The sequence below is a fragment of the Agrobacterium sp. NPDC090273 genome (genome assembly GCF_044772305.1).
Lineage (GTDB): Bacteria > Pseudomonadota > Alphaproteobacteria > Rhizobiales > Rhizobiaceae > Agrobacterium.
This window is the reverse complement of the sequence record NZ_JBIVYN010000002.1, coordinates 336,144-360,632: the sequence shown is the minus strand read 5'-3', so window position 1 is coordinate 360,632 and position 24,489 is coordinate 336,144. Positions and strand designations below refer to the sequence as shown.

The 24,489-nt window shown below is 57.0% G+C and carries 23 protein-coding genes and 1 other RNA gene; 14 read left to right on the top strand and 10 right to left on the bottom strand.

From position 1 onward, the window contains the following. Nucleotides 1-19 precede the first annotated feature (19 nt). The 4 genes from ACIQT8_RS07960 to ACIQT8_RS07945 all read left to right on the top strand — a co-directional run bounded on the left by ACIQT8_RS07960 (nt 20) and on the right by ACIQT8_RS07945 (nt 4,810). Nucleotides 20-820: an inositol monophosphatase family protein gene (locus ACIQT8_RS07960; RefSeq protein ID WP_262527739.1), complete on the top strand. Its 801-nt coding sequence runs from the start codon at nt 20-22 to the stop codon at nt 818-820. Between the two features lie 201 nt (nt 821-1,021). Then, nucleotides 1,022-2,044 carry a flagellar motor protein MotA gene (locus tag ACIQT8_RS07955; protein WP_400964657.1) on the top strand — a complete coding sequence of 341 codons (1,023 nt, stop codon included), beginning with the start codon at nt 1,022-1,024 and terminating at the stop codon, nt 2,042-2,044. Between the two features lie 2 nt (nt 2,045-2,046). Next, on the top strand, nt 2,047-3,078 hold the full coding sequence (locus tag ACIQT8_RS07950) for a peptidoglycan -binding protein (RefSeq protein ID WP_400964656.1): 1,032 nt from the start codon (nt 2,047-2,049) through the stop codon (nt 3,076-3,078). An 85-nt stretch (nt 3,079-3,163) separates the two neighbouring features. Then, nucleotides 3,164-4,810 carry an FAD-binding dehydrogenase gene (locus tag ACIQT8_RS07945; RefSeq protein ID WP_400964655.1) on the top strand — a complete coding sequence of 549 codons (1,647 nt, stop codon included), beginning with the start codon at nt 3,164-3,166 and terminating at the stop codon, nt 4,808-4,810. Nucleotides 4,811-4,813: 3 nt separating this feature from the next. Here the strand turns inward: ACIQT8_RS07945 and ACIQT8_RS07940 are convergent, their stop codons facing one another. Then, a complete protein-coding gene (locus tag ACIQT8_RS07940) occupies nt 4,814-6,613 on the bottom strand; it encodes an ABC transporter transmembrane domain-containing protein (RefSeq protein ID WP_400964654.1) in 1,800 nt (599 codons plus the stop codon). Nucleotides 6,614-6,874: 261 nt separating this feature from the next. Between ACIQT8_RS07940 and rpmE the strand changes: the two genes are divergently transcribed. Further along, nucleotides 6,875-7,096 (top strand): 50S ribosomal protein L31, encoded by a 222-nt coding sequence (gene rpmE / locus ACIQT8_RS07935; RefSeq protein WP_003497640.1) that lies wholly within the window; start codon nt 6,875-6,877, stop codon nt 7,094-7,096. Between the two features lie 142 nt (nt 7,097-7,238). Here rpmE and ACIQT8_RS07930 read toward each other — a convergent pair whose 3' ends face one another. From ACIQT8_RS07930 to ACIQT8_RS07920, 3 genes are all read right to left on the bottom strand, one after another. Beyond that, complete coding sequence (locus ACIQT8_RS07930) at nt 7,239-7,754, bottom strand: DUF1465 family protein (RefSeq protein ID WP_400964653.1); 516 nt, start codon at nt 7,752-7,754, stop codon at nt 7,239-7,241. A 416-nt stretch (nt 7,755-8,170) separates the two neighbouring features. After that, the gene (locus ACIQT8_RS07925) at nt 8,171-8,362 is read right to left on the bottom strand and encodes a DUF1192 domain-containing protein (RefSeq protein WP_138792060.1); all 192 of its coding nucleotides are present in this window, start codon (nt 8,360-8,362) and stop codon (nt 8,171-8,173) included. Then, a complete protein-coding gene (locus ACIQT8_RS07920) occupies nt 8,359-9,642 on the bottom strand; it encodes an MFS transporter (protein ID WP_400964652.1) in 1,284 nt (427 codons plus the stop codon). The genes ACIQT8_RS07925 and ACIQT8_RS07920 overlap by 4 nt, the downstream gene beginning before the upstream one ends. Before the next feature lie 134 nt (nt 9,643-9,776). On the opposite strand from ACIQT8_RS07920, the gene ACIQT8_RS07915 reads away from it, so the two are divergent. After that, nucleotides 9,777-9,932 carry a hypothetical protein gene (locus ACIQT8_RS07915; RefSeq protein WP_178340657.1) on the top strand — a complete coding sequence of 52 codons (156 nt, stop codon included), beginning with the start codon at nt 9,777-9,779 and terminating at the stop codon, nt 9,930-9,932. A 71-nt stretch (nt 9,933-10,003) separates the two neighbouring features. Here ACIQT8_RS07915 and ACIQT8_RS07910 read toward each other — a convergent pair whose 3' ends face one another. From ACIQT8_RS07910 to tkt, 5 genes are all read right to left on the bottom strand, one after another. Next, complete coding sequence (locus ACIQT8_RS07910; RefSeq protein WP_400964651.1) at nt 10,004-11,029, bottom strand: class I fructose-bisphosphate aldolase; 1,026 nt, start codon at nt 11,027-11,029, stop codon at nt 10,004-10,006. A gap of 192 nt (nt 11,030-11,221) precedes the next feature. Next, nucleotides 11,222-12,424, bottom strand: coding sequence for a phosphoglycerate kinase (locus ACIQT8_RS07905; protein WP_400964650.1), 1,203 nt, complete (start codon nt 12,422-12,424; stop codon nt 11,222-11,224). Nucleotides 12,425-12,498: 74 nt separating this feature from the next. After that, entirely contained in the window at nt 12,499-14,379 is a 1,881-nt protein-coding gene (locus ACIQT8_RS07900) for a potassium/proton antiporter (protein ID WP_400964649.1), read from the bottom strand. 304 nt (nt 14,380-14,683) lie between these two features. After that, nucleotides 14,684-15,694: a type I glyceraldehyde-3-phosphate dehydrogenase gene (gap, locus tag ACIQT8_RS07895; protein WP_138792065.1), complete on the bottom strand. Its 1,011-nt coding sequence runs from the start codon at nt 15,692-15,694 to the stop codon at nt 14,684-14,686. A 59-nt stretch (nt 15,695-15,753) separates the two neighbouring features. Beyond that, nucleotides 15,754-17,736: a transketolase gene (gene tkt, locus ACIQT8_RS07890; protein ID WP_138792066.1), complete on the bottom strand. Its 1,983-nt coding sequence runs from the start codon at nt 17,734-17,736 to the stop codon at nt 15,754-15,756. A 330-nt stretch (nt 17,737-18,066) separates the two neighbouring features. On the opposite strand from tkt, the gene ACIQT8_RS07885 reads away from it, so the two are divergent. The 7 genes from ACIQT8_RS07885 to ACIQT8_RS07855 all read left to right on the top strand — a co-directional run bounded on the left by ACIQT8_RS07885 (nt 18,067) and on the right by ACIQT8_RS07855 (nt 22,972). Continuing rightward, complete coding sequence (locus tag ACIQT8_RS07885) at nt 18,067-18,339, top strand: DUF4164 domain-containing protein (protein ID WP_138792067.1); 273 nt, start codon at nt 18,067-18,069, stop codon at nt 18,337-18,339. Between the two features lie 11 nt (nt 18,340-18,350). After that, nucleotides 18,351-18,731: a cell division protein ZapA gene (locus tag ACIQT8_RS07880; protein WP_400964648.1), complete on the top strand. Its 381-nt coding sequence runs from the start codon at nt 18,351-18,353 to the stop codon at nt 18,729-18,731. Between the two features lie 129 nt (nt 18,732-18,860). After that, nucleotides 18,861-19,018, top strand: a non-coding RNA gene (gene ssrS, locus ACIQT8_RS07875) — 6S RNA. Between the two features lie 213 nt (nt 19,019-19,231). Then, entirely contained in the window at nt 19,232-20,494 is a 1,263-nt protein-coding gene (locus ACIQT8_RS07870) for a hemolysin family protein (protein WP_178340679.1), read from the top strand. Beyond that, nucleotides 20,494-21,090: a 5-formyltetrahydrofolate cyclo-ligase gene (locus tag ACIQT8_RS07865; RefSeq protein WP_400964647.1), complete on the top strand. Its 597-nt coding sequence runs from the start codon at nt 20,494-20,496 to the stop codon at nt 21,088-21,090. The genes ACIQT8_RS07870 and ACIQT8_RS07865 overlap by 1 nt, the downstream gene beginning before the upstream one ends. A 90-nt stretch (nt 21,091-21,180) precedes the next feature. Beyond that, nucleotides 21,181-22,005 carry a TIGR00282 family metallophosphoesterase gene (locus ACIQT8_RS07860; protein WP_138792071.1) on the top strand — a complete coding sequence of 275 codons (825 nt, stop codon included), beginning with the start codon at nt 21,181-21,183 and terminating at the stop codon, nt 22,003-22,005. Nucleotides 22,006-22,132: 127 nt separating this feature from the next. Next, entirely contained in the window at nt 22,133-22,972 is an 840-nt protein-coding gene (locus ACIQT8_RS07855; RefSeq protein ID WP_400964646.1) for an MBL fold metallo-hydrolase, read from the top strand. Between the two features lie 37 nt (nt 22,973-23,009). On the opposite strand, the gene ACIQT8_RS07850 is transcribed toward ACIQT8_RS07855, so the two are convergent. Further along, entirely contained in the window at nt 23,010-23,513 is a 504-nt protein-coding gene (locus ACIQT8_RS07850) for a pyridoxamine 5'-phosphate oxidase family protein (RefSeq protein ID WP_138792073.1), read from the bottom strand. A 192-nt stretch (nt 23,514-23,705) separates the two neighbouring features. On the opposite strand from ACIQT8_RS07850, the gene ACIQT8_RS07845 reads away from it, so the two are divergent. Beyond that, nucleotides 23,706-24,452 carry a YebC/PmpR family DNA-binding transcriptional regulator gene (locus ACIQT8_RS07845; protein WP_138792074.1) on the top strand — a complete coding sequence of 249 codons (747 nt, stop codon included), beginning with the start codon at nt 23,706-23,708 and terminating at the stop codon, nt 24,450-24,452. Nucleotides 24,453-24,489: the final 37 nt, after the last annotated feature.

Genomic DNA, 24,489 nt, shown 5'->3' with positions numbered 1-24,489 from the left:
TTTCCAGGAAACGAACTCGATGGCCCGTTCAGCCCTTCTCAATGTCATGGTTCAGGCCGCCCTCAAGGCGGGAAAGTCATTGGCGCGTGACTTCGGTGAAGTGCAGAACCTGCAGGTCTCGGTCAAAGGTCCAAGCGATTTCGTGTCGCAGGCCGACCTCAAGGCGGAAAAGATTGTCCGCGACGAGCTGATGAAGGCTCGTCCGACCTATGACTTCCTTGGTGAAGAAGGCGGCGAAGAAAAGGGCACCGACGGCGCACATCGCTGGATCGTCGATCCGCTTGATGGCACCACGAACTTTCTGCACGGCATTCCGCACTTTGCTGTATCCATCGCTCTCGAGCGTAACGGTGAAATTGTCGCTGGCGTTATCTTCAATCCGGCCACCGATGAGCTTTACACCGCTGAGCGTGGCGGCGGCGCGTTCCTGAACGACCGTCGTATTCGCGTTGCCGCACGTAAAGTTCTGACCGACTGCGTTATCGGTTGTGGTGTTCCGCATCTTGGCCGTGGCAATCACGGCAAGTTTCTTGTCGAACTTCGTCACGTCATGGGCGAAGCCGCGGGCATTCGTCGCATGGGCGCTGCATCGCTTGACCTTGCTTATGTCGCGGCTGGCCGCCTCGACGGTTTCTGGGAAGCTGAACTGTCGCCGTGGGATATGGCCGCTGGTCTCGTCCTGATTCGCGAAGCTGGTGGCTTTGCAAGCGACGCAAAGGGCGGCTCGGCGATCTTCGACACCGGCAGCGTGGCAGCCGGCAACGAATATATCCACAAGGCACTGGTCGAAGTTGCCAACCGTCCGATTCCCGGTCGGTAATACGTTTCCCTGAAAATCCTGAGGTTTTCGGAAGGATTTGCAGCGCTCGGCGATCATTCGCCGGGCGCTTTTCTTTTGTCTGGCGGCGTTTCAATCCAAGGAGGTGAAAAGCCTGTGATTTTACACCGGGTTTTCACTTCAATTCGTCGCAATTTTCAAATAGCTTCCGCTGAACAAGTGACCAAAGGGAACGCAAACGTCATGGCGGATTCGGAGTTGCTCGATCTTGGTGTCGAGAAACCGGTGACCACTCGGCAGTACAGCCACAAGCTGTCCAGCCCCACACCATTCCTCTGGACGATGGTCCTTTTTCTGGTCCTCGTTGGTTTCCTGGCCTCTATCCTCTATCGGCAGGCCCATACCGCTTTCATGACGAACCCGGGGCTGAACGGCTTCATTCTTGGTGTTCTGGTTATCGGCATCATTCTGGTCTTCACGCAGACCATGAGCCTGCGTTCGGAAGTGCGCTGGTTCAACGCCTTCAGGGCTGCAGGCAGTGTGGAGAAAGCTGGTCGTGCTCCGAAGCTTCTCGCGCCGATGAGCACGTTGATTGGCAAGCGCGGTGATGTGCGTCTCTCGACTGTTACGCAACGCACGATCCTTGATTCGATTGCCACCCGTCTGGATGAATCCCGCGACACGTCGCGATATCTTGTCGGGCTTCTGGTTTTCCTCGGTCTTCTCGGGACGTTCTGGGGCCTGATCGGCACCATCGGTGCAATCAGCGACGTCATTCAGTCGCTCGACCCGAGTGCTGGCGACAGCACCGATATCCTCGGCTCGCTGAAGGCCGGGTTGACGGCACCACTTTCCGGTATGGGCACGGCGTTCTCGTCGTCGCTGCTTGGTCTTTCTGGTTCACTCATTCTCGGTTTCCTTGATCTGCAGGCAGGCAGAGCTCAGAACCGCTTCTATACCCAGCTGGAAAACTGGCTGTCTTCCGTTACCGATACGGGAGCGGATGTTGTCAGGGATGTGAAGGCCGAGCCGGGTACAGCCGTCAGCACCGAACGTTCACTCGCCGCCATGACCAGCCTTGCAGAAGGCATACAGGGCCTTGTGAAGAACATGCGAAGTGAACAGCAGATGTTGCGTGACTGGATTGAAGCGCAACAGGAAGAATCGAAGTCTCTTCGCCGTACGCTCGATCGGCTGTCGGCGCGTGTCGACGAGGACGCAAAGTCTTCTTCCGGCCGTATACGCCACGATAACGGGAGCGAGTAGCCATGGCGCTCGCGCGCAATCGCCGTCGCGACAGAGGGGTCGATTACTGGCCGGGCTTCGTCGATGCGCTCTCGACGCTGTTGATGGCCATCATGTTTCTGCTGACGGTTTTCGTTCTGGCACAGTTTGTTCTGTCGCGGGAAATCACCGGTAAGGACGAAGTCCTGACCCGCCTTAACAGTCAGATTGCCGAGTTGACCGAACTCTTGGCTATGGAGAAAGGCAGCAAGCAGGATATCGAGGATACCCTGGCGAACCTGCAATCGACGTTGGCCGCATCCGAGAACGAGCGGTCTAGGCTGCAGTCGCTTCTTGACGCCGGCAGCGGAAACAACGCCGCAGCAAATTCACGCATCGGTAGCCTTACAGGCGAGCTGGATGATCAGAAGCAGGCAAATACCCGCGCTTCTGCACAGATTGAGCTGCTGAACCAGCAGATTGCGGCGCTTCGTGCGCAGATCGCTTCGGTCGAATCGGCTTTGCAGGCATCCGAGGCAAAGGATGCGTCTTCTCAGGTCAGGATCGCTGATCTTGGGCGAAGGCTGAATGTGGCGCTGGCGCAGCGCGTGCAGGAGTTGAACCGCTACCGTTCGGACTTCTTCGGCCGGTTGCGTGAAATTCTCTCTGACCGCGAAAATATCCGTATCGTGGGTGACCGTTTCGTATTCCAGTCTGAAGTTCTGTTCCCCTCTGGCGGCAATGAACTGAACCCGGAAGGGCAGGTGGAAATGGAAAAGCTGGCTGTCGCCCTTCTTGATCTCGCCAAGGAAATACCTGCTGAGATTAACTGGGTCCTGCGTGTCGACGGGCACACGGACAATGTGCAGCTCTCCGGTTCCGGCCGTTATCGTGACAACTGGGAGCTATCATCGGCGCGTGCGACCTCCGTCGTCAAGTTCCTGATCTCGAAGGGTGTCCCGGCAAATCGTCTGGTTGCGGCAGGTTTTGGTGAATATCAGCCTATTGCCGAGGGTGATAGCCAGGAGGCGCGCCAGCAGAACCGACGTATCGAACTCAAGCTGACCGAACGGTGAGTGTCACACACCGTGTGATTGTCTTTTCGCTGATATAAATTTACGTTCTCGTAAAAGTAAATCCGTCACATCTGGGAGGAGACTGATGGAGCGGTTCGACGTGATCGTCATCGGGGCGGGGCTGGCCGGACTGGTGGCTGCGACAGAAGCCTCTGAACGTGGGCTTAGCGTATGTGTTTTGGATCAGGAGGGGGAGCAGAACCTCGGTGGACAGGCATTCTGGTCACTTGGAGGTCTGTTCTTCGTCAATAGCCCCGAGCAGCGTCTCATGCGGGTGCACGACAGCATCGATCTGGCGCGACAGGACTGGTTCGGTTCTGCCGGTTTCGACCGGGCCGAAGATCATTGGCCGCAGCGATGGGCCGAAGCCTATCTCGATTTTGCTGGCGGGGAGAAACGACCCTGGCTGCATGGCCTGGGTATGCGGTGGTTTCCGGTCGTTGGTTGGGCGGAGCGGGGAGGCGCTTTCGCACATGGTCATGGCAATTCTGTTCCACGTTTTCACGTTACCTGGGGAACAGGCCCGGGCGTGCTGGCCCCCTTCATTAAGAAGGCGCAGGCGCTCGTCGAAAGTGGCCGGCTGACGTTTCGCTTTCGCCATCAGGTCGACGCGCTGGAAAAGAGCGGAGGCACCGTCACGGGTGTCTCAGGCACAGTACTTGTGCAAGATCCTGTCCTGCGCGGCCAGACAAGCAGCAGAGAGCCGATAGGCAGCTTCACGATGGCCGCCTCGGCTTTAATCGTTACCGCTGGCGGGATTGGTGGCAACCACGACCTGGTGCGGCGCAATTGGCCGACTGATCGTCTCGGACAACCACCGGCGCAAATGGTCTGTGGTGTACCAGCGCATGTGGATGGCAGAATGATTGCCATCACCGAGGCGGCTGGCGGTGATGTCATCAACCGAGACAGAATGTGGCATTATACCGAAGGCGTGAAAAACCATGACCCGATCTGGCCCAATCACGGCATCCGCATTTTGCCAGGGCCATCGTCCTTCTGGTGTGACGCAGATGGCAATCGGCTGCCCGCACCCGCCATGCCGGGTTTCGATACGCTTGGGACGCTAAAGATCCTGAGGCAAAGAAACAGCGACTATAGCTGGTTCATTTTGACCAAGGCGATCATCAAGAAGGAATTTGCTCTTTCAGGATCGGAGCAGAACCCGGATCTGACGGATAAAAACATCCAGCTTCTCCTCAAGCGGCTTGGTAAGGAGCCACCGGCGCCGGTCAAGGCATTCATGGAGCGCGGTGAGGATTTTGCCGTCTCTGACACACTGGAAGATCTCGTGGTGGCCATGAACAGGATCAGCGGCGAAAACAGGCTTGATCCGGCTTATATCCGCCAGCAAATCGAGGCCCGTGACAGGGAGATCGAAAACAGCTTCGGCAAGGATGCCCAGATAACGGCGATCAACGGAGCAAGGAGCTACCTCGGCGACAAACTCATGCGAACCGCCCGACCGCACCGGTTGCTCGATCGCGGGAAGGGGCCGCTGATTGCCGTGCGGCTGCATATCCTGACCCGTAAGACACTGGGCGGCCTGCATACCGATCTGCAAGCGCGCATTTTGGATCGGGCAGGCGAGCCGGTTGCGGGGCTTTATGCCGCCGGCGAAGTCTCCGGTTTCGGTGGTGGCGGCATGCACGGTTACAACGCGCTGGAGGGCACGTTTCTCGGCGGCTGCCTGTTTTCTGGTCGTGTTGCCGGACGCAACGTTTTGTCGTGACCCTTACGCCTGGGCGCGCAATTCATCCGGCCCGGTCTGGAACTGCAACTGTGCAAGACGCGCATAAAGGCCGTTTTGGCGGATCAGGCTCTGGTGTGTGCCTTCCTCGACAATGCGGCCTTCATCCATGACAAGGATGCGATCGGCCTTGAGCACGGTAGCGAGGCGGTGTGCGATGACGATGGTGGTGCGGGTTTTCATCAACTCATCAAGCGCCTTCTGCACCAGCATTTCGCTTTCGGCGTCAAGCGCGGAGGTGGCCTCGTCAAGCAAAAGGATTGGCGCATTGCGAAGAATGGCGCGGGCAATGGCTATCCGCTGCCGCTGGCCACCGGAAAGCGTCACGCCACGCTCACCAACCTGCGTGTCATATCCGCTTTCCAGCCTCTCAATGAAGCCGTCTGCCTGTGCCGCTGAGGCCGCAGCGCGAACTTCATCACGCGTCGCTTCCGGACGACCAAACGCGATGTTGTCATGGATCGAGGATGCAAAAATTACCACGTCCTGCGGCACGCTGGACATGCGCGAGCGCACATCGGCAATGCAGGCACTTTTGATGTCGGTACCGTCGATGGTGATGCGACCTTGTTGTGGATCGTAAAATCGCGTCAGAAGAGAAAAGACCGTGCTTTTACCCGCGCCGGATGGCCCGACGATCGCCACCGTTTCACCGGCACCAACCTTGAAAGACAGGCCGGATATGATCGGCCTTTCGGTTGCCAGCGGATAAACAAAGCCGACGTCGTGAAATTCGGCCTCCCCGCGTGGCGGTAGCGGCATCGAAACAGGTGCTGCGGGTTCGGCGACGGCGGAGCGCTCGTTCAAGATTTCAGAGAGTCTTTCGGCCGCGCCACCTGCTTGCGCCAGTTCACCCCACACTTCCGAAAGCTGACCCAGGCCGCTGGCGGCAATAACCGAATAAAGAACGAACTGGCCGAGCGTACCTGCTGACATGCTGCCGCTCAGAACGTTCTGGGCGCCGTACCAGAGAATGCCGACGACGCTTCCAAAGACGAGGGCGATGGCGACGGCTGTCAGGATTGCGCGCGCACCGATGGCTGCCCGGGCGCCTTGATAGGCCGCTTCGACGGATTGACCATAACGGGCGTTCGCAAGAGGTTCGGCATTGAACGATTGCACCGTTCGGGTGGCTCCGATGGTCTCGGAGGCGTAGGCTGCGGAGTGGGCCAGTGTATCCTGTGTTGTACGCGAGCGCGCGCGCACCGATCGCCCAAATGCAATCAGCGGGAATACGATGAAGGGGATGGCCAGCAACGCCAGGCCTGAAAGTCCGGGACTGGTGTAGATCATCATGGCGACGGCACCGAAACACATGATGATGTTACGCAGCGCCACGGAGGCGGAGGAGCCAAAGGCGGAGCGAATCTGCACCGTGTCGGCAGTAAGGCGCGAGGTCAGTTCACCGGATCTGTTGGCATCGAAAAATTGCTGGGATAGCGATGTCAGGTGCGCGAAGACGTCATGGCGAAGGTCGGCAACAACCCGTTCACCGATGCTCATGACATAATAATAGCGCATGGCACTGGCGAGGGCCAAAACAACGGCAATCGCAAGAAGCATGGCGAAGTAGCTGTTGATCATGCCGCTGTCCGAAACCTGAAAGCCATGATCGATGATGCGGCGGACGGCGAGCGGCAAAGCAAGGGTGGTGGCCGATGAGAGAACAAGCGCGAAAAGGGCGATTGCCATCAGACCGCGGTAGCGCTTGAGATAAGGGAAGAGACCGAGAAGCGGCTTCAGGCTTTTACGGTTTGCCGCTTTCTGCTCCTGTACGTCTGCCACTTCTTGTCTTCTCCTTTGTCAGCGCTTGCCAATCGGCCTTTGGCAGGGAATTCGGATTATGCAATCCGTTCTTGCCAAATGGGGCTATCTCCGTTCACAAGGAAACAGCAGGCTCTTGTTATCTCGGCGACCTTCATGTATAGGCTCCGCATCAAATTGGGAAGCCATAGCCCATCTGGACTATGGCTTCATTTATTGAATTGGCTCAGTTGACGCAATTGCGGCAAATGGACCGCACGTCACTTAACCAGGAAGATTGTCATGAAGGCTGATATCCATCCCGATTATCACACGATCAAGGTGGTCATGACCGATGGCACCGAATACGAAACCCGCTCGACCTGGGGTTCGGAAGGCGCAGTCATGAACCTCGAAATCGACCCCAAGTCCCATCCGGCATGGACGGGCGGCAACCAGCAGCTTATGGACCGCGGTGGTCGCGTTTCCAAGTTCAACAAGCGTTTCGGTGGCCTCGGCCTCTGATCCCTTGTGGACGGATTATTTAAAAAAGCCCGGCTCTGCCGGGCTTTTTTATTTGCCTGTTTGTGTTCACAGGCGTGTTGCGCAACAAAAAAAGCAGGCTTGAAAGCCTGCTTTTTAAATCGTCTATATTTTTTGTTTTTTCTTAGTTGATTGTGAATGCCGTGCGCAGAAGGTTGAGTTGAGCCTGGACGCTGTTTTCATTGTCCGGCACCTTGGCAGCTTCTGCGGGGCGATAGATTTCGCGGTCGAGCAGGGCAACGCGATTCTGAAGTCGAAGCGAGCGTTCGATCAGATCACGGAAGGATTCCGGCAGGTCGTTCCAGCCGGGAGCGTGGCGATCAACATTAAAGCTGTCGAGGCGAACCTTGTTCTTTTCGCTGATAACCTGATCCTTGGTCATCTCGCCGTTGTTGACGGCGCGCTGCAGAAGCAACCAGGATGCCATCTGCATCAGGCGGGTGGTGAGGCGCATCGATTCTGCTGCGTAAAGCACCGACGCCATACGCGGGAGAACCTTCGAGGCAACGCGGCCAGCACCATCGAGATAGCTTGCCGTTTCCTCAACCAGTGTCATCCCTTCGTTATAGAGGGTCTTGAACTGGTTGGAAGCAGCAGCGCGCCCTGCAAAGCTAATGGTATTCAACACCTGTTCGGACATGTTCTTTAATCCCTGCTCACGCACCACACTGTCAGGCAACGACGATCCGGATATTTTGTTCCGGTCTTTAGTGTTTTCAGGATGATATCATTACCTGAAATGCGCAAGGCAATTATTAAAGAAGGGTTAATACCCACAGTTTTGCGAAAATGCCATCGACCAAAAAAAGAGCCGCAAAAGCGGCTCTCAAGGTAAAACAGGGAGAAAAATCAGACCAAATCGCCAACTGGAGAAGATGCCTGAAGTCCAGAAGAACTGGACATGTATAGTAATCTCTCAGAAAGCTTAATTTTGTGTTAATGGTAAACGAAAGACTGCCTCAGAATTTTAATTCCTTCCGGCGCGACAGCGCTGGCGACGAAGTCTTTCCTTCATTCTGCTTCTAAGCTTCCACGGTTGCCAGACGTCAGGCAGGCTTAAGTCCGGAAGAGATTCTCTGCCGCTTGCCTGCCTGCGGATTTCCTTTTCCGCTCCTCGTCGAGTCGGTTGATCTCTGCTTGAAGCAACCCGATCCGAGTCGTCAGTTCGTCGACCGAGAGAAGGCTGAGGTCGCTGCCGATCTCGTGCGCCTGTGGTTTTTTCGGCCTGTCATCGTCAAAGAGGCTCATATGCCCGCTCCTTTTTCAACATAGTCGCCGTCCTCGGGATATTGCGGCGCGCGCGGGTCGAGCGCAATACTTTCCGGCGTGACAAGCGGCGCTGGAGTGGTCGGGATACTCGTGAAGTTATCCTTCTCCTCCGTCGACAGGGCGGCACGACGGTAGCTTCTCATGATCGCGTAGGCCGTTATGAGTGTGTGGGCGAGGGCGGTTACCAGGAACAGAGCGTAGGGGCCGTAATGGGTCATGACGGCGCCACCCAATGTTGGGCCGATGATCGTGCCAATACCGTAAAGCAACAGCAGGCCGCCCGATACCTTGACGAAATCCTGGGAGGCCGCGAAGTCGTTGGCATGTGCTACGGCAATCGGATAGAGCGCGTTCGCGGCGGCGCCATAGACCGCAATCATTGGAATGAGCAGATAAACGTTATGGGGCTGGACTGCTGCGACAGCAAGACCGGCCATCGCTCCGAGACCGGCAAGCCCAGCCAGCACGTAACGACGATCGATGCGGTCTGAGAGACGACCGGCCGGGAACTGTGCCATGGCGCCGACGAAAATCGTGACAGAGACCATGATGGCAATCATGGTTGGATCAAGCCCCGCCCGCGCTCCGAACACCGCACCCAGCGTACCATAGGCGCCGTTGGCTATGCCGATCATCAGGATGCCGACAAATGAGACGGGCGAATTGCGATACAATGCCGGTAAATCCAGCCTCACCTTTTGTAGAGGCTGGGGGGTCGCTGCTTTCGACAACGTGGCCGGCAGAATGGCAACGCAGTAGATGATGCCGCAGATCATGAAGAGCGACGTGTCGCTGATATTGCCCATTGGGACGATCATCTGGCCCGCCACGACACCGAGCAGCGTGATCGCGATGTAGAGCGAGAAGATCATGCCACGTGTCTCATTGGTGGCACGCTCGTTCAGCCAGCTCTCGATAATCATCGATGTCCCGGCCGTGCAGAAGCCCGTCAGAGCACGCAGCCCAATCCACCATTCGTCGTCAACGACAAGGCCAGTCATCAGTACAGTGAGGCAAACAACGGCGACGAAGGAGCCGAAAGCTCGTACATGTCCCGCCCGACGCACGATGGCGGGTGCGACAAAGCAGCCAATGACGAAGCCCGCCGCCCAGGACGTTCCGAGAAAGCCAAGGACTTCGTTCGAGTATCCTTCCGCAGAGCCACGTACGGGTAGGACCAGACCTTGCAGGCCGTTGCCCAGAAAAAGAAACAGAGTGCTGGATAAAAGAGCGAATACGGGTAGAAGGTTTCTGCTCATAGAGACACTCTCATGCGTTCGGTCGTACAGGTCGGGCGTTCACACGGATGCTACCCCAATGGGTTGCACTCTTCTGGTGAACGGTAAAAATGTCCAGCCTGTGACGATCCGGAAATAAAGAAAAGGCTGAACAAATGGCAAAGGCGATCGGCCTTTTTCTACTCTTGGCGATGATCGTGCAGATTATCAGGCCAATTGGCCTGCCAGGACTGCGAAAACGCGGCGATTTCTGGAAGATTGCCATCGTCGCCTTTGTGATCTGGACAGCGACGCTTCTTTTGCGTCCTTGATCAGAATGGCGTGTGCCAATAAAAAAGCCGCCCCGAAGGGCGGCCTTTATCTTTTCCTGGATCAGAATGTCTCAGGCGGCTTTTTCGAGTTCCTGTTTCCAGGTGCCCTTGGCTGCCAGCGTGTTCATCATGGCACGGTGCGTGAAGGCGCGCTGGCCTGCTGCAACGTTTTCCTGCTTGCCGCCCCAAACCTTGAGTGCGGTGTCCTGAAGTGCACGACCGTAGGAATAGGTCAGTCCCCACGGCAGGTCGTAACCGGAGTTCATGGCGGACAGGTGGGCTGTCGCTTCTTCGGAGGACTGCCCACCCGAGAGGAACGCGATACCGGGAACGGCCGAAGGCACGGTTGCCTTGAGAACCTTGACCGTCTTCTCAGCCACTTCTTCGACAGATGCCTTGCGAGCGTTTTTGCCGTCGATGATCATGTTCGGCTTCAGGATCATGCCTTCCAGGTTGACGCGGGCGTCAAACAGATCGGCGAAGACCGTCTGCAGAACCCACTGGGTCACTTCCGCGCAGCGATCGATGTCGTGGGTCCCCGGCTCGCCGTCCATGAGAACTTCAGGTTCGACGATAGGCACGATATCAGCCTGCTGGCAGAGTGCGGCATAGCGAGCGAGAGACTGGGAATTGGCCTTGATGGAGCCCCAGCTCGGACGCTGCTCGCCGATGGTGATAACACCGCGCCACTTGGCAAAACGGGCGCCTGCTTCATGGTACTTGCGCAAGCGCTCGTAGAGGCCGTCCAGGCCCTCAGTTATGAATTCATGTGGGTGGAAAGCCATCGGCTTGGCGCCAATATCCACCTTGATGCCAGGAAGGCTGCCTGCAGCCTTGATGATGTCGACGAAAGGCGTGCCGTCTGCAGCTTTCTGGTAGAGGGTTTCCTCATACAGGATGACGCCGGAAATACACTTCTTCATGGCGTCGTCGGAGCGGAACAGCATCTCGCGATAGTCGCGGCGGCTGGTCTCGGTGGATTCCAGATTGATGCTGTCGAAACGCTTTTTGATCGTTCCTGTGGACTCGTCTGCAGCGAGGAGACCCTTGCCGTCAGCGACCATTTTGAGTGCGATGTCTTCGAGACGTTCGGTCATTTGCTATACTCCCAAGGCACAATACAATTCCGGATAACAGAAGTTCCAATGCAGGGAAATGGCATGCTAACTCATTGAAACGATTGAAATCATTTCAATCGTTTGAAACTTTTCCTCCCATTTTTACCTGCCAAAAAAGAAGCCGGACAAGCACTGCTTGTCCGGCTCTTTCGTCAGGCAAGTTGTAGAAGTTTACTTGTCGCCAGAAAGGATGGCAACGCCCGGCAATTCCTTGCCTTCCATCCATTCGAGGAAGGCGCCACCGGCCGTCGAGACATAGGTAAAGTCGTCGGCAACGCCGGCATGGTTGAGGGCTGCGACAGTGTCGCCACCGCCTGCGACCGACACGAGTTTTCCAGCCTTGGTGCATTCGGCGGCGTGCTTGGCCGCAGCGACCGTTGCCGCATCGAACGGCTCGATTTCGAACGCACCGAGGGGGCCGTTCCACACCAGCGTCTCGGCACGGGAAATCCATGCCTTGATGCTTTCGACGGATTTTGCGCCGACATCGAGTACCATGGCATCGGCAGGGATGGCATTGATTTCGACGGTTTCGCTAGCAGCGCCAGCCTTGAACTCGCGGGCAATCACGCCGTCTTCCGGCAGAACAATTGCACAGCCCGAGGTGGCGGCCTCGATCATGATCTGCTTGGCAGTGTCGGCCAGGTCGTGCTCGCAGAGGGACTTGCCGACATTCGTGCCACGCGCAGCAAGGAAGGTGTTAGCCATGCCGCCGCCGATGACGAGTGCATCGACTTTCTTGACGAGGTTCATCAGGAGATCGATCTTGGACGAAACCTTCGCGCCACCGACGATTGCCACGACCGGGCGGGCAGGTGCGCCCAGACCCTTTTCAAGAGCTTCCAGCTCCGCCTGCATGGTACGACCAGCATAAGCGGGAAGGTGGCGTGCCAGGCCTTCCGTAGAGGCGTGCGCGCGATGGGCGGCGGAGAAAGCGTCGTTCACGTAGATATCGCCATTGGCTGCCAGTGCCTCGACGAAGGCCGGGTCGTTCTTTTCTTCCCCCTTGTGAAAACGGGTGTTTTCAAGAAGCAGGATGTCGCCATCGTTCAGCTTGGCGACGGCTTCAGCAGCAGGCGCGCCGATGCAGTCGGACGCGAAGGATACCGCGTGATCGAGGACTTCTTCGACGGCCGGAACGATCAGCGACAGCGACATGTCCGCGACAGGCTCTCCCTTCGGGCGGCCAAAATGCGCCAGCAGAATGACCTTTGCGCCTTTTTCAGAAAGCTCGAGGATGGTCGGAGCAACACGCTCGATACGGGTCTTATCCGTGACTTTCCCATCCGCGACCGGTACGTTGAGATCAACGCGCACGAGAACGCGTTTTCCGGTAATGTCTTTAAGATCGTTGAGGGTTTTGAAGGCGGGCATATGTCGATCCTGATTTTGTTAAGACGGGTAAGGTTGGCAGGAACATACAATGCCTGAAAGCCGACGCAAGCCGCTTATGCTTCATTTTCTCGCACATCGGTTGAAGCTGTGGAGGAGGGCAGAGCACTTTTCTGGGCCTGCGGATTGCGAGCGTTCCGACGGTGCTCCACGTGGGCGCGGACACGGCGGACGATTTCACCGAAGCTGATGAAGATCGGCAGGCTGGTCGCCGGCTCAACGGGTTCGAGCGAGACGCCGACCCCCGTTATCGCCTCATGTTCGTCCAGCGCGCGAACGATCAGGACGATGGAGCCAAGGCGTACACGATCGGCATAGTCGGCCTTTCCACTGAGACGGGATTCGATCAGTTCGGCGATGGTCATCGACTGTTCGGCGGCGGATAGAAGGCTCGGACCATAGGCGATTTCCAGTTCCTTGGCAGGGCGTGATGGCTGGATCGAGAAAGTGCCGAAAAACTCAGCATCGTCTGCCGCAACTGGTAGCGCGCTGGCAAACAGTCGGTCGATCAGGCGCGAATATCCGGGTGCAATAAAGAGATAAACGAGATCGTCTTCGCGCAGGCGCCCGGCATATTGGTATCGCATGGATTTACCGTCCCGCACGACCAGAGAGGGCATCGCCCATCGCGGAATGCGCTCGCCCTGTAAAATCGCGCTGCCGCTGGCGACGCGGTAGGAAATCAGTTCGTGATTGGCCGTGCCGGGAAGATCGACCTCCAGCTTGTCGACGTCGCCCATGCGAGGCGGCACGATCAGCCCAAGCCGAGTGGCCACCGGCTTGATCGTCCACCCCTGTAACAGAAGCGATACCAGGACGATGATGAAAGCCGCGTTGAAATAGATTTGCGCGTCATCGAGCCCCCCGAGAATGGGCATGATGGCAAGCAGGATAGAGACTGCGCCGCGCAAGCCAACCCAGGCAACGAACGACGTCTCCTGCTGCGTGTAGTTGAAGGGCATGAGGCTGAGCCAGACGGCAAGGGGGCGTGCCACAAAGATCAGAAAGAGTGCCAGCAACACGGCCGGAACGGCGATCGCCGGAAACTGCGATGGCGTCGCCAGTAGACCAAGCATCAGGAACATGATGATCTGCGAGAGCCATGTCAGACCCTCATGGAAACGGCGGATGGTTTCCTTGGCAAAGATTTTCCGGTTGCCGGCGACGATACCTGCCACATAGACGGCGAGAAAGCCGCTGCCACCGATGGTGCCGGTAAAGGAAAAGACCAGGAGTGCCAGTGCCAGCACAAAGATCGGCGCCAGGCCGCGGTCAGCAGCAAAACGGTTGACCACGGCAACGATCATCAACCCGCCCAACAGACCGAAGATCAGCCCAAGGCCCATCTGTTCGAGGAAAAGAATCACGAAGCTTCGGTCGAACCCGGCAAGCCCCTGGCCTTTGCTGATCACCTCGACAAGCGCGATGGTCAAGAATATCGCCATGGGATCGTTGGTGCCGGACTCGACTTCGAGCGTCGAACGCACCTGATCGCGGATATGTATGCCGCCGATGCGAAGCAGGAAGAAGACGGCTGCCGCATCCGTCGAGGCAACGATCGCGCCAAGCAGCAGGCCCTCAAGCCAGGATAGTCCGAGCAGAAGGGCGGCTGCACCGGCGAAAAACACGGATGTAAGGATCACGCCGACGGTGGCAAGCGAGATGGCGGGGGCTGCTGATATCCGGAAGGATTGTATCGATGTGCCAAACCCGGAATCGAACAGAATGACTGCCAGAACCAATGAACCCAGCATGTATGCGAGCGGGTTGTTGGTAAACTCGATACCAAGGCCGTCAACGCCGGCGGCAAGGCCGATCATCAGGAACAGCAATAGCAATGGCGCGCCGAAGCGGAATGCGATCAGGCTGGAAAACGCTGCAACCAGAACCAGGATCGTTGCCACCAGTAGCAAAAAGTAAAATGATTCCACGCCCATCGCCTCGCTTGAAACGGCTCCGGACCTTGGCAATGCATACGCTGCACGTTTGCAGTCAATGCGCCACGGTTGCAGACCTTCAGCGCTTTTGCGGGGTGGCGTTGAATGGCAAGGCAAGGCGGGGTGTATCGAACGATACGGCAGGAGGCAGTGCATTGCGCACGACCGAATCTCTGCTTCAATTTTTCAGGGTCAAAGTGGACCGCAACAAGGCAGGAAATAGGAAAGTTGGCGGCATTCGATTAAAAAAGAACCCGACCAGATTGCTCTGGTCGGGTTCCCTGATGACAGATCCGTTGAGGGATCAGATGGTCTTGGCAAAAGCCACAGCCGTGTCGGACATACGGTTGGAGAAGCCCCACTCGTTGTCGTACCAGGACAAGACGCGAACAAACGTGCCTTCCATGACCTTGGTCTGGTCGTTTGCAAAAATCGAAGAATGGCTGTCGTGGTTGAAGTCGCGGGAAACCAACGGCTCGTCGGTGTAGCCGAGAATGCCCTTCAGCTTGCCATCGGCAGCAGACTTGATCGCAGCGTTGATTTCCTCGACCGACGTGTTGCGCTTGGCAAGGAACTTGAAGTCAACAACCGAAACGTTCGGGGTCGGAACACGGATGGAGGTGCCATCCAACTTGCCCTTCAGGTGCGGCAGAACGAGACCGACGGCCTTGGCGGCACCGGTCGAAGTCGGGATCATCGAGAGTGCTGCGGCACGCGCGCGATATAGATCCTTGTGCATCGTGTCGAGCGTCGGCTGGTCACCGGTGTAGGAATGGATCGTGGTCATGAAGCCATGATCGATGCCAACCGCGTCGTCGAGAACCTTGACGACCGGCACGAGGCAGTTCGTCGTGCACGACGCGTTGGAGATGACGAGGTGATCCTTCGTCAGCTGGTCGTGGTTGACGCCGAAAACGACCGTCAGGTCAGCTCCGTCTGCCGGTGCAGAAACGATGACGCGCTTTGCGCCAGCGGTGAGGTGAGCCGCAGCCTTGTCACGTGCTGTGAAGATGCCGGTGCACTCGAGCGCGATATCAACGCCGAGTTCCTTGTGCGGCAGGGTGGCGGGATCGCGCACCGCCGTCACCTTGATCGGCTTGCCGCCGCCAACGATGATGGTGTCGCCTTCGACCTTTACGTCTGCCGGGAACTTGCCGTGGATCGAGTCGTAGCGCAGCAGGTGTGCGTTGGTTTCAACCGGGCCGAGGTCGTTGATGGCAACAACTTCGATATCGGTGCGGCCAGATTCGACGATGGCGCGAAGGACGTTGCGGCCGATACGGCCAAAGCCGTTAATGGCAACTTTTACAGTCATTTACAGTCTCCCGATGAAGAATTGTACGTGTCTTGCAGAATTGTGAGGGCTTGGGGCCCTCACGAAAGCTTTTCTTCAACTGCTGCGACAACGGCTTCCGCCGTGATGCCGAAGTGCTTGAAGAGATCCTTCGCCGGGGCGGAGGCGCCGAAAGAGTGCATGCCGACGAAAGCGCCGTCAGAACCGATGAAGTAGTCCCAGCCCTGACGGACAGCAGCTTCAACAGCGATATTGACCGATGCCTTGCCAATGATGGCGTTGCGGTAGGTTTCGGGCTGTTCCTTGAACAGTTCGAAGCACGGAACGGATACCACGCGGGCGGAAACGCCCTTGTCCTTCAGTGTTGCCGCTGCCTTAAGGGCAACTTCCACTTCAGAACCCGAAGCAAAGATCGAAACCTTTGCGTCGCTTGCCGAGACCAGTTCATAGGCGCCGTAAGCCGACAGGTTCTTCTCTTCATATTCCTTGCGCGACGGCGTCAGGTTCTGACGTGTCAGGGCAAGCGCAGACGGGCGATGCTTCTGCTCGAGAGCAATCTGCCAGCATTCGGCCGTTTCGGTTTCGTCGGCCGGACGGAAGACCAGAAGGTTCGGGATGGCGCGCAGGGCGGCAATCTGCTCGACTGGCTGGTGGGTCGGACCGTCTTCGCCGACGCCGATGGAATCGTGTGTCAGGACGTGAACGACGCGAATTCCCATCAGGGCAGCAAGGCGGATCGACGGACGGCAGTAGTCCGAGAAGATCAGGAAGCCGCCGGCGTAAGGGATGAGGCCGCCGTGCAGGGCGATGCCGTTCATCGCTGCCGCCATGCCATGCTCACGGATACCGTAGTGCAGGTAACGGCCGGAGAAATCCGTCGGAGTGATGGACTTCATCTGGCTGGTCTTGGTGTTGTTCGACGGTGTCAGGTCGGCAGAGCCGCCGACTGTTTCCGGCAGGATGCCGTTGACGATTTCGAGGGTATCCTCGGAAGCCTTACGGGTTGCAACCGTCGGGTTGTTCTCGATGATCTTCTTCTTGAAAGCATCGATGCTGCTGTCGAAGTTGCCTGGCAGGTCGCCAGCGAAACGGCGCTTGAACTCGGCCTTCTTGCCGGCTTCAGACGCTTCAAGGCGGGCTTCCCAGTCCTGACGTGTCTTGGTCGAGCGGAGACCGGCCAGACGCCAGGCGTCAAGCACATCTTCCGGAACGACAAACGCTTCGGCTTCCCAGTTCAGGTGCTTGCGGGTGGCAGCGATTTCTTCTGCGCCCAGCGGGTTGCCGTGAACCTTGTGGGTGCCCTGTTTGTTCGGGGCGCCGAAACCGATAACGGTCTTGCAGGCGATGAAGGTCGGGCGGTCCGACTTCTGGGCAGCTTCGATGGCTGCAGCAATCGCGTCCGGATCATGACCGTCAACTTCGATCGTGTTCCAGTGTACGGCCTTGAAGCGCGCAATTTGGTCGGTCGAGTCAGACAGGCCAACTTCACCGTCGATGGTGATGTTGTTGTTGTCCCAGAAGAGAACGAGCTTGTTCAGCTTCAGGTGACCGGCAAGAGCGATGGCCTCGTGGCTAATACCTTCCATGAGGCAGCCGTCGCCGCACAGGACGTAAGTAAAGTGACTCTGAAGGTCGGAGCCGAACTCTTCTTCGAGCTTGCGTTCGGCGATCGCCATACCAACGGCATTGGCAATGCCCTGGCCGAGTGGACCCGTGGTCGTTTCAATGCCAGTTGCGTGGCCGTACTCAGGGTGGCCGGCGGTCTTCGAGCCGAACTGACGGAAGCGCTTGATCTCATCGATCGTCATGTCCTCGTAGCCGGTCAAATAGAGCAGCGAGTAGAGGAGCATCGAGCCGTGGCCCGCGGACAGTACGAAGCGGTCGCGGTCTGCCCAAAGTGGGCTCTTCGGATCGAACTTCAGGTAGCGGGTGAAGAGAACGGTGGCGACATCTGCTGCGCCCATCGGCAGACCGGGGTGGCCGGAATTGGCCTTCTCCACTGCGTCCATGGCAAGAAAGCGGATCGCATTGGCCATCCGGTTGTGTTTGTCGCGAGAAATCATGGCTTTTCCGTCTGTTTCCGGGTGAAAGGAGATAGTTAGATGCAACTATCCAAAAAGCGGGTTGATCCATAGCAGGTGAAGCAGGCAAGTCAATAAATCCACGGCCATTTGCAGTTCGGTGATCGATAAAAATCGTTTTGAAAAACAGTCTGGCTCGCATCTATTCGATGCGCAGCACTGTTGCGCAGCTTTATTCATCCACAGAGCAAAGTGTCCCAATGCACTGGTTTGATTGACGGGATGGTAAATCGGGTAATAACCTCGTGAGCATGAAACAAAGAGCCCAAGGCCGAATGATTCGGCCAGTTGCGTGCGAGTTGGAAAAAAACGATGTCGGCTGAGAAGACCGTACAATCTGCACTGACGGAGCTGAGTGCTGCCATTACAAATCTCGAAAACGCCATCGATATGCGTATCGAGCGGGAGCGGGAGGCAGGTGACATCGATAATGAGGTAAAGCGGGTTCACATCGACCGGGCGCGGCTTGCCAACGAACTGGACCAGGCCGAGTTTCGTGCCAATCGCCTTGAAGAAGTCAATCGCGAGGTTTCTCGCCGCCTGGTGACGGCAATGGAGACTATCCGCGCCGTGCTGGATCGATAGGGGAGCGACCAATGGCTCAGGTTACTGTGATGATCGATGGCAAAGCCTATCGTATGGCATGCGAAGCGGGACAGGAGCAGCACCTGACCGATCTTGCCACGCGTTTCGATCAGTATGTCGGACATCTTAAAAGCCAGTTTGGAGAGATTGGCGATCTTCGGTTGACCGTCATGTCGGGCATTATGGTGATGGATGAGCTTTCGGAGTTGAGCCGCAAGCTGGAGAAGCTCGAGAACCAGGTCGCATCGCTGACCCAGAACCGTGATGGCATGGCGGAGCAAAAGGCGAAATCCGACGAGATGGTTGCCATTGCCATCAGTGATCTTGCTACGCGTCTCAACGGCGTGACGGAAAAGCTGCTGGCGCGGCCGAAACCTGCCGCTACCCACTGATTATCATTTGGTCGCCCGTACAAGCGGCTGCATTGGCCGAAAAGGCGTCGTTCCGATGCCGCGTTTCACAACGTAAAAATCCGCTGCTCACCCTCTGGCGGAACCTTTCGATCCGTCCTATATCTGGGGAGCGTTCTGCGCTTCCCGACAGGAACCACAATCCCTGGGGCCATACTCGATCCAAAGGGAGCTGTCCCTGACCAGTCCCGTGGGGCTGGACACACGGTGCCCACCTACTTTTGTAGGCACCCAGGATCGTAAATCTCCATCGGTCGCGTGGATCGCACTTCAGTTTTTTTGTGAAGTAGCCTCTTTATATCGTCGACAGTCTCTTTCATCGCTGCCTGGCTGAGATTTTTAATCCGCAATCATTGCATTGGCGGAACAATTCCCTATTATCCGGATTGGTATGTCTGTTCTGCCTTTTAAAAAAGGCGCTGCGGTCAAAACCGCGACGTGCCGTTCAACAGCCCAAAGAGCTAAACTTGTTTACTGAAATCTTGATCGTGGTCCTGCTCACCGTCGTGAACGGTGTGCTTGCCATGTCTGAGCTTGCCGTGGTTTCTTCGAGACCGGCAAGGCTCAAGGTGCTCGCCGCACAAGGCAGCAAGGGCGCAATGCTCGCCCTTAATCTTTCTGAAAATCCGGGACGTTTTTTGTCCACCGTGCAGATCGGTATCACGCTGGTCGGCATTCTCTCGGGTGCATTTTCCGGCGCCACGCTCGGCACGCGTTTTACCGCGTGGCTCATCGAGCAGGGCGTACCAGACCGCGCCGCTGACGCGCTTGGTGTCGGCTCGGTTGTTGTTGCCATTACCTATCTTTCGCTGATCGTCGGCGAACTTGTTCCGAAGCAGATTGCGCTTCGCGATCCGGAGAAGGTTGCAGCCCGCGTTGCTCCGTCGATGATGTTGCTGTCCAAGATCGGTGCGCCGCTGGTGTGGCTGCTCGACAAGTCCGGCAAAACCGTTCTTGCGCTGCTTGGACACAGCGGCGAGTCCAATGCGTCTGTTACAGACGATGAAATTCGAACCGTTCTTGCTGAAGCGCACAGTGCCGGCGTCATCGAAACCGAGGAATCGGCCATGATTACCGGCGTCATGCGTCTTGCTGACCGGAACGCCCGTGGCCTGATGACGCCGCGTCGCGACGTGGAAGTCGTCGACATTGAAGACAGCGCCGAGGAAATTCGCGAACAGCTTCGTGGCACGCAGCGTTCGCGTCTTCCTGTTCGTAACGGGGCCTCTGACGAAATCCTCGGCGTTCTTTTCGCCAAGGATGCATTTGACGCACTCGCCTCGGGTAACGAGCTGAACATCCGCGAACTGTTGCGTGAAGTACCGGTCGTGTCGGACCTCACCAGCGCTGTGGATGTCATCCAGTCGCTGCGCCGTTCGACCGTCCATATGGTTCTCGTTTACGACGAATATGGCCATTTCGAAGGTATCATCAGCTCAGGCGATATTCTCGAAGCCATTACTGGCGCATTCCAGGAAGACAATGACGAGGAGCCGGCAATCGTCGAACGTGACGATGGCTCGTTCCTGGTTGCTGGCTGGATGCCGGCGGACGAGTTCGCAGATCGTATGGGCTTCCAGATCGACGAGGATGCAGAATTCGAAACCGTAGCTGGCCTGGTGCTGGACGAATTCCGTCGCCTGCCGGAACTCGGCGAACACGTTACCCGCAACGGCTGGCGTTTTGAAGTGATCGACCTGGACGGGCATCGCATCGACAAGGTGCTCGTGAGCCGGGCTGCTTGATGCAGCCTGGTGTCGGGGAGAAGGCACGGCTGCGCGGCGAAAGGCTCGCCGCGCGGGATGCGCTCACAACAGACGAACGACATGTAAAAAGCCTGGCCATGTGTGTCTGTGGGGCTGCTAGGATCAATTTTGAGCTAGGCACGGTTGTTTCCGGATTTATGCCGATTCGCTCGGAAGCCGATATTCGACCATTATTGGAATCGCTGCGCCGCAAGGGTGCACGTCTGGCGCTGCCTGTTGTTCTCGACCGTGAGACGATTGTTTTCAGGACTTTCGAAGAAGGCATGCCTCTGACAAATACAGGGTTCGGCACGACCGGACCCGGCCAGGATGCTCAGATCCTCGATCCAGATATTCTCCTGGTGCCTCTCTCGGCGTTCGATAGACAGGGGCATCGTATCGGTTACGGTGCCGGTCATTATGACCGTGCGATTGCCCGCCTGCACAAGCAGGGGCGCAAGCCAACGCTTATCGGTGTGGCGTTTGATTGCCAGGAAGTGCCGTTCGTTCCGGCAGAGCCACATGATGTCCCACTCAACGCCATTCTGACAGAGAGCGGTTTGCGGCGGATTTATGCAGCTCCAGACGAGCGATAATGGGCAAAAGACGCTTTAGCCCTTTTTAAACGACGAATTTCCCATTAGACGGAACGAAATTTGACAAACTGGCGCCAGCGGGGCAGGTGAATGAGGCTTCTTTTTCTCGGGGATATGGTCGGCAAGACCGGACGGACGGCTGTTTGGGAAAAACTGCCAGGATTGATCTCCGACCTGAAACTGGATTTCGTTGTCGTCAACGGCGAGAATGCTGCCGGTGGCTTCGGGATTACGGAAGACATCTACCTTGAGACGATCAACGCAGGTGCCGATGTCGTGACGACTGGCAACCACGTCTGGGATCAGAAGGAAGCCGTATCGTTTTGCGAGCGACACGACCAGTTTCTGCGGCCTGCCAACTATCCCAAGGGAACGCCAGGAAAGGGCTCCGGCCTGTTTTATGCGCGCAATGGCGCGCGTGTTCTCGTGGCCAACATCATGGGCCGTGTGTTCATGCACCCAGAACTGGATGATCCTTTCAGCTCCGCCGAAACCATCCTGGCCGCCTGCCCGCTGAAGGAGCAGGCCGATGCGATCATTTTCGACTTTCATGCGGAAGCGACCAGTGAAAAGCAATGTTTCGGCCATTTCGTTGATGGACGTGCTAGCTTCGTGGTCGGAACGCATACCCATGTGCCGACAGCCGATGCGCAGATTTTGAACGGTGGAACCGCATATATGTCGGATGCTGGCATGTGTGGCGATTACGACTCTTCGCTTGGTATGGACAAGGAAGAGCCGATCAACCGCTTCATCTCCAAGATGCCGAAGGGCCGGTTTGAAGCAGCAAGCGGGCCAGCGACGATCTGCGGTGTTGGCGTGGAGATCTCTGACAGAACCGGGCTCGCCGAGAAAATCGCGCCCTTGCGGATCGGACCACGGCTCTCTGAAAGCATTCCAGCCTTCTGGGCTTGAGGAACGCTGTGCCGTCAGTGACCCGTCGATAATGACGACATTGTGAGCGTGGCGCCGGTTCTGCGAACTGGACGCTTGGCCAAGCTTGTCGCATCCTCTGGCATCGCAAGTTCAGGGGAGTGGCGTCATGCTGCGCGTGCTATTGCTTGCAATGTCCGGACTGGTTGCATTTGCTGGAGCCGCGCTCTCGCAAACAGCCGCCCGCCCACCTGTCAGTCAATGCCAGGCGATTGCTCAAAAAATTCCTGGCGTGACATTTGCCAGCTTCGCCCCAGCCGATATTCAGCTTGCTCAGGCAACCGCCAAGGAAGAGGTGAAGATCAGTTTTATCGGCCACTCGACCTACCTGATCGAGAGCCCTGATGGTGTGACGATCGCTACCGATTATAACGGCGTTTATCGCCCCCCTGTAACGCCTAACGTCGTGACGATGAACAGGGCGCATTCGACCCACTTCACCCTTAATCCCGATCCCGCCATCCAGCACGTTCTGCACGGTTGGAGCGATACCCCGGGTGAAAAGGCCGATCACAAGGTTCTCGTCGGAGACGTCTACATCAGGAATGTTGCAACCGACATCCGCAACCGCTGGGGTGACTACGAGAGTTTTCAGGAAAATGGCAATTCCATTTTCATTTTCGAAGTCGCCGGACTTTGCATCGGCCATCTCGGCCATCTGCACCACGAGCTGACAGACACCCACTATGCGGAGATTGGCAGGCTGGATATCCTGATGGTTCCGGTCGATGGTGGATTGACGATGGGCGCCGACAGCATGAGCCGGGTCGTGAAGCGGCTTCGTTCTGCATTGATCTTGCCAATGCACCGCACCGGCCCGCCACTGGAGCAGTTTCTGACGATGTTTGGGGAAAGCTTCAAGGTGGCCTACGCGAATGAACCCATCATCCGTGTGTCGATGCGCAATCTTCCCCGCCAGCCGCAGATACTCGTGCCACAAGGCATGTAGCGTACAACTGGCGAGGAAGACGGGGGAGCTTGATCAATCAGGCGAAGGCAAGATGCTGGCGGACCCCTACATCAGGCACCTTGTCGTCGGACATGTTGGCCTTGGCAATTTCCCAGCCGAATTTCAGCGTGCTGTCGGTCGACGCCCATATATCGGCGTCGTCTACATGCAGGGCAAGCATTGTCAGCTCAGGATCTGACTTGCCGTGTTCGTACCAGGCGGCTGTCACCGAGTTCCAGTATTCATCGACTTTTGTCTTGTCGTCGCGAATCTCGAGCACTCCAGAAAGGCAGGCGTGATAATCGTGATCCTTGCCGACGAGGCAGAAGTGCGCGCGAGAACCTGGTTTGATCGACTGAGCGAGGTCCGTATCCTTCTTCGAGAAAAACCAGATCGTATTGGTTTTAGGATCGGCGTGTGGTGCCATCGGCTGCATATGGCTATGCAGGCCTTCAAGCCCGAGCATGCCGGCATGGACCGAATTGATTTCGTCCCAAAGCTGACGGGCAGGGGCTTCGCGCGCTTCTGTCAGGCTGACCATGGTTATCTCCTTCCGGTTTGTTGTCTGTCGGAGAGGGGACAAGATGTCGTCTCACCGCACTCCTGACCAAAACGGCGTGCGGATCAATCGGTTCCTTATCTTCTTCAGGTCTGAAAACGCATCCGGGCTTGAACGATGGGCGTATCGCACTTATAAGGCCCGCAATCCCAAATTACGACAATCAGGTTTTCCATGGCTGGTCATTCACAGTTCAAAAACATCATGCACCGCAAGGGTAAGCAGGATTCGATCCGTTCGAAGATGTTTTCCAAGCTTGCACGCGAAATCACCGTTGCAGCCAAGTCCGGCCTGCCTGACCCGACCATGAACGCTGCTTTGCGTCTGGCTGTTCAGAACGCCAAGGCGCAGTCGATGCCGAAAGACAACATCGACCGCGCTATCAAGAAGGCCTCGGGCGCTGATGCTGAGAACTACGATGCAGTTCGCTACGAAGGTTATGGTCCGGGTGGCACGGCGGTTATCGTCGAAGCGCTGACCGACAACCGCAACCGTACAGCATCCAACGTCCGCTCGATCTTCAGCAAGGCTGGTGGAGCGCTTGGTGAAACCGGTTCGGTCTCCTTCTCCTTCGATCGCGTTGGCGAAATTACCTACAAGGCTGAAGTCGGTGACTCTGACAAGGTCATGGAAGCGGCTATCGAGGCCGGTGCTGATGATGTGGAATCCTCCGAGGACGGCCACACGATCATCTGCGGTTTTGAAGATCTGAACGAGGTTGCCAAGGCGCTCGAAGGCGTGCTCGGCGAAGCTGACAGCGTCAAGGCAATCTGGAAGCCACAGAACACGGTTCCGGTTGACGAGGAAAAGGCGCAGTCGCTGATGAAGCTGATCGACAACCTCGAAGACGATGACGACGTTCAGAACGTCTATTCGAACTTCGAAGTATCCGAAGAAATCCTGGCGAAGCTCTCAGCCTGATTTTTTCAAATGTCTGAATAACAAAGCCCCGGCAGCG

Excerpts from the sequence above, each read along its gene's own strand:
- ACIQT8_RS07845 (WP_138792074.1), top strand. The coding sequence starts at position 23,706 with ATGGCTGGTCATTCACAGTTCAAAAACATCATGCACCGCAAGGGTAAG.
- ACIQT8_RS07855 (WP_400964646.1), top strand. The coding sequence starts at position 22,133 with ATGCTGCGCGTGCTATTGCTTGCAATGTCCGGACTGGTTGCATTTGCT.
- ACIQT8_RS07860 (WP_138792071.1), top strand. The coding sequence starts at position 21,181 with ATGAGGCTTCTTTTTCTCGGGGATATGGTCGGCAAGACCGGACGGACG.
- ACIQT8_RS07960 (WP_262527739.1), top strand. The coding sequence starts at position 20 with ATGGCCCGTTCAGCCCTTCTCAATGTCATGGTTCAGGCCGCCCTCAAG.
- ACIQT8_RS07905 (WP_400964650.1), bottom strand. The coding sequence starts at position 12,424 with ATGCCCGCCTTCAAAACCCTCAACGATCTTAAAGACATTACCGGAAAA.
- ACIQT8_RS07865 (WP_400964647.1), top strand. The coding sequence starts at position 20,494 with ATGCAGCCTGGTGTCGGGGAGAAGGCACGGCTGCGCGGCGAAAGGCTC.
- ACIQT8_RS07920 (WP_400964652.1), bottom strand. The coding sequence starts at position 9,642 with ATGAGCAGAAACCTTCTACCCGTATTCGCTCTTTTATCCAGCACTCTG.
- gap (WP_138792065.1), bottom strand. The coding sequence starts at position 15,694 with ATGACTGTAAAAGTTGCCATTAACGGCTTTGGCCGTATCGGCCGCAAC.
- ACIQT8_RS07950 (WP_400964656.1), top strand. The coding sequence starts at position 2,047 with ATGGCGCTCGCGCGCAATCGCCGTCGCGACAGAGGGGTCGATTACTGG.
- ACIQT8_RS07925 (WP_138792060.1), bottom strand. The coding sequence starts at position 8,362 with ATGAGCCTCTTTGACGATGACAGGCCGAAAAAACCACAGGCGCACGAG.
- tkt (WP_138792066.1), bottom strand. The coding sequence starts at position 17,736 with ATGATTTCTCGCGACAAACACAACCGGATGGCCAATGCGATCCGCTTT.
- ACIQT8_RS07945 (WP_400964655.1), top strand. The coding sequence starts at position 3,164 with ATGGAGCGGTTCGACGTGATCGTCATCGGGGCGGGGCTGGCCGGACTG.
- ACIQT8_RS07930 (WP_400964653.1), bottom strand. The coding sequence starts at position 7,754 with ATGTCCGAACAGGTGTTGAATACCATTAGCTTTGCAGGGCGCGCTGCT.
- ACIQT8_RS07910 (WP_400964651.1), bottom strand. The coding sequence starts at position 11,029 with ATGACCGAACGTCTCGAAGACATCGCACTCAAAATGGTCGCTGACGGC.
- ACIQT8_RS07850 (WP_138792073.1), bottom strand. The coding sequence starts at position 23,513 with ATGGTCAGCCTGACAGAAGCGCGCGAAGCCCCTGCCCGTCAGCTTTGG.
- ACIQT8_RS07955 (WP_400964657.1), top strand. The coding sequence starts at position 1,022 with ATGGCGGATTCGGAGTTGCTCGATCTTGGTGTCGAGAAACCGGTGACC.
- ACIQT8_RS07915 (WP_178340657.1), top strand. The coding sequence starts at position 9,777 with ATGGCAAAGGCGATCGGCCTTTTTCTACTCTTGGCGATGATCGTGCAG.
- rpmE (WP_003497640.1), top strand. The coding sequence starts at position 6,875 with ATGAAGGCTGATATCCATCCCGATTATCACACGATCAAGGTGGTCATG.
- ACIQT8_RS07880 (WP_400964648.1), top strand. The coding sequence starts at position 18,351 with ATGGCTCAGGTTACTGTGATGATCGATGGCAAAGCCTATCGTATGGCA.
- ACIQT8_RS07885 (WP_138792067.1), top strand. The coding sequence starts at position 18,067 with ATGTCGGCTGAGAAGACCGTACAATCTGCACTGACGGAGCTGAGTGCT.
- ACIQT8_RS07900 (WP_400964649.1), bottom strand. The coding sequence starts at position 14,379 with ATGGGCGTGGAATCATTTTACTTTTTGCTACTGGTGGCAACGATCCTG.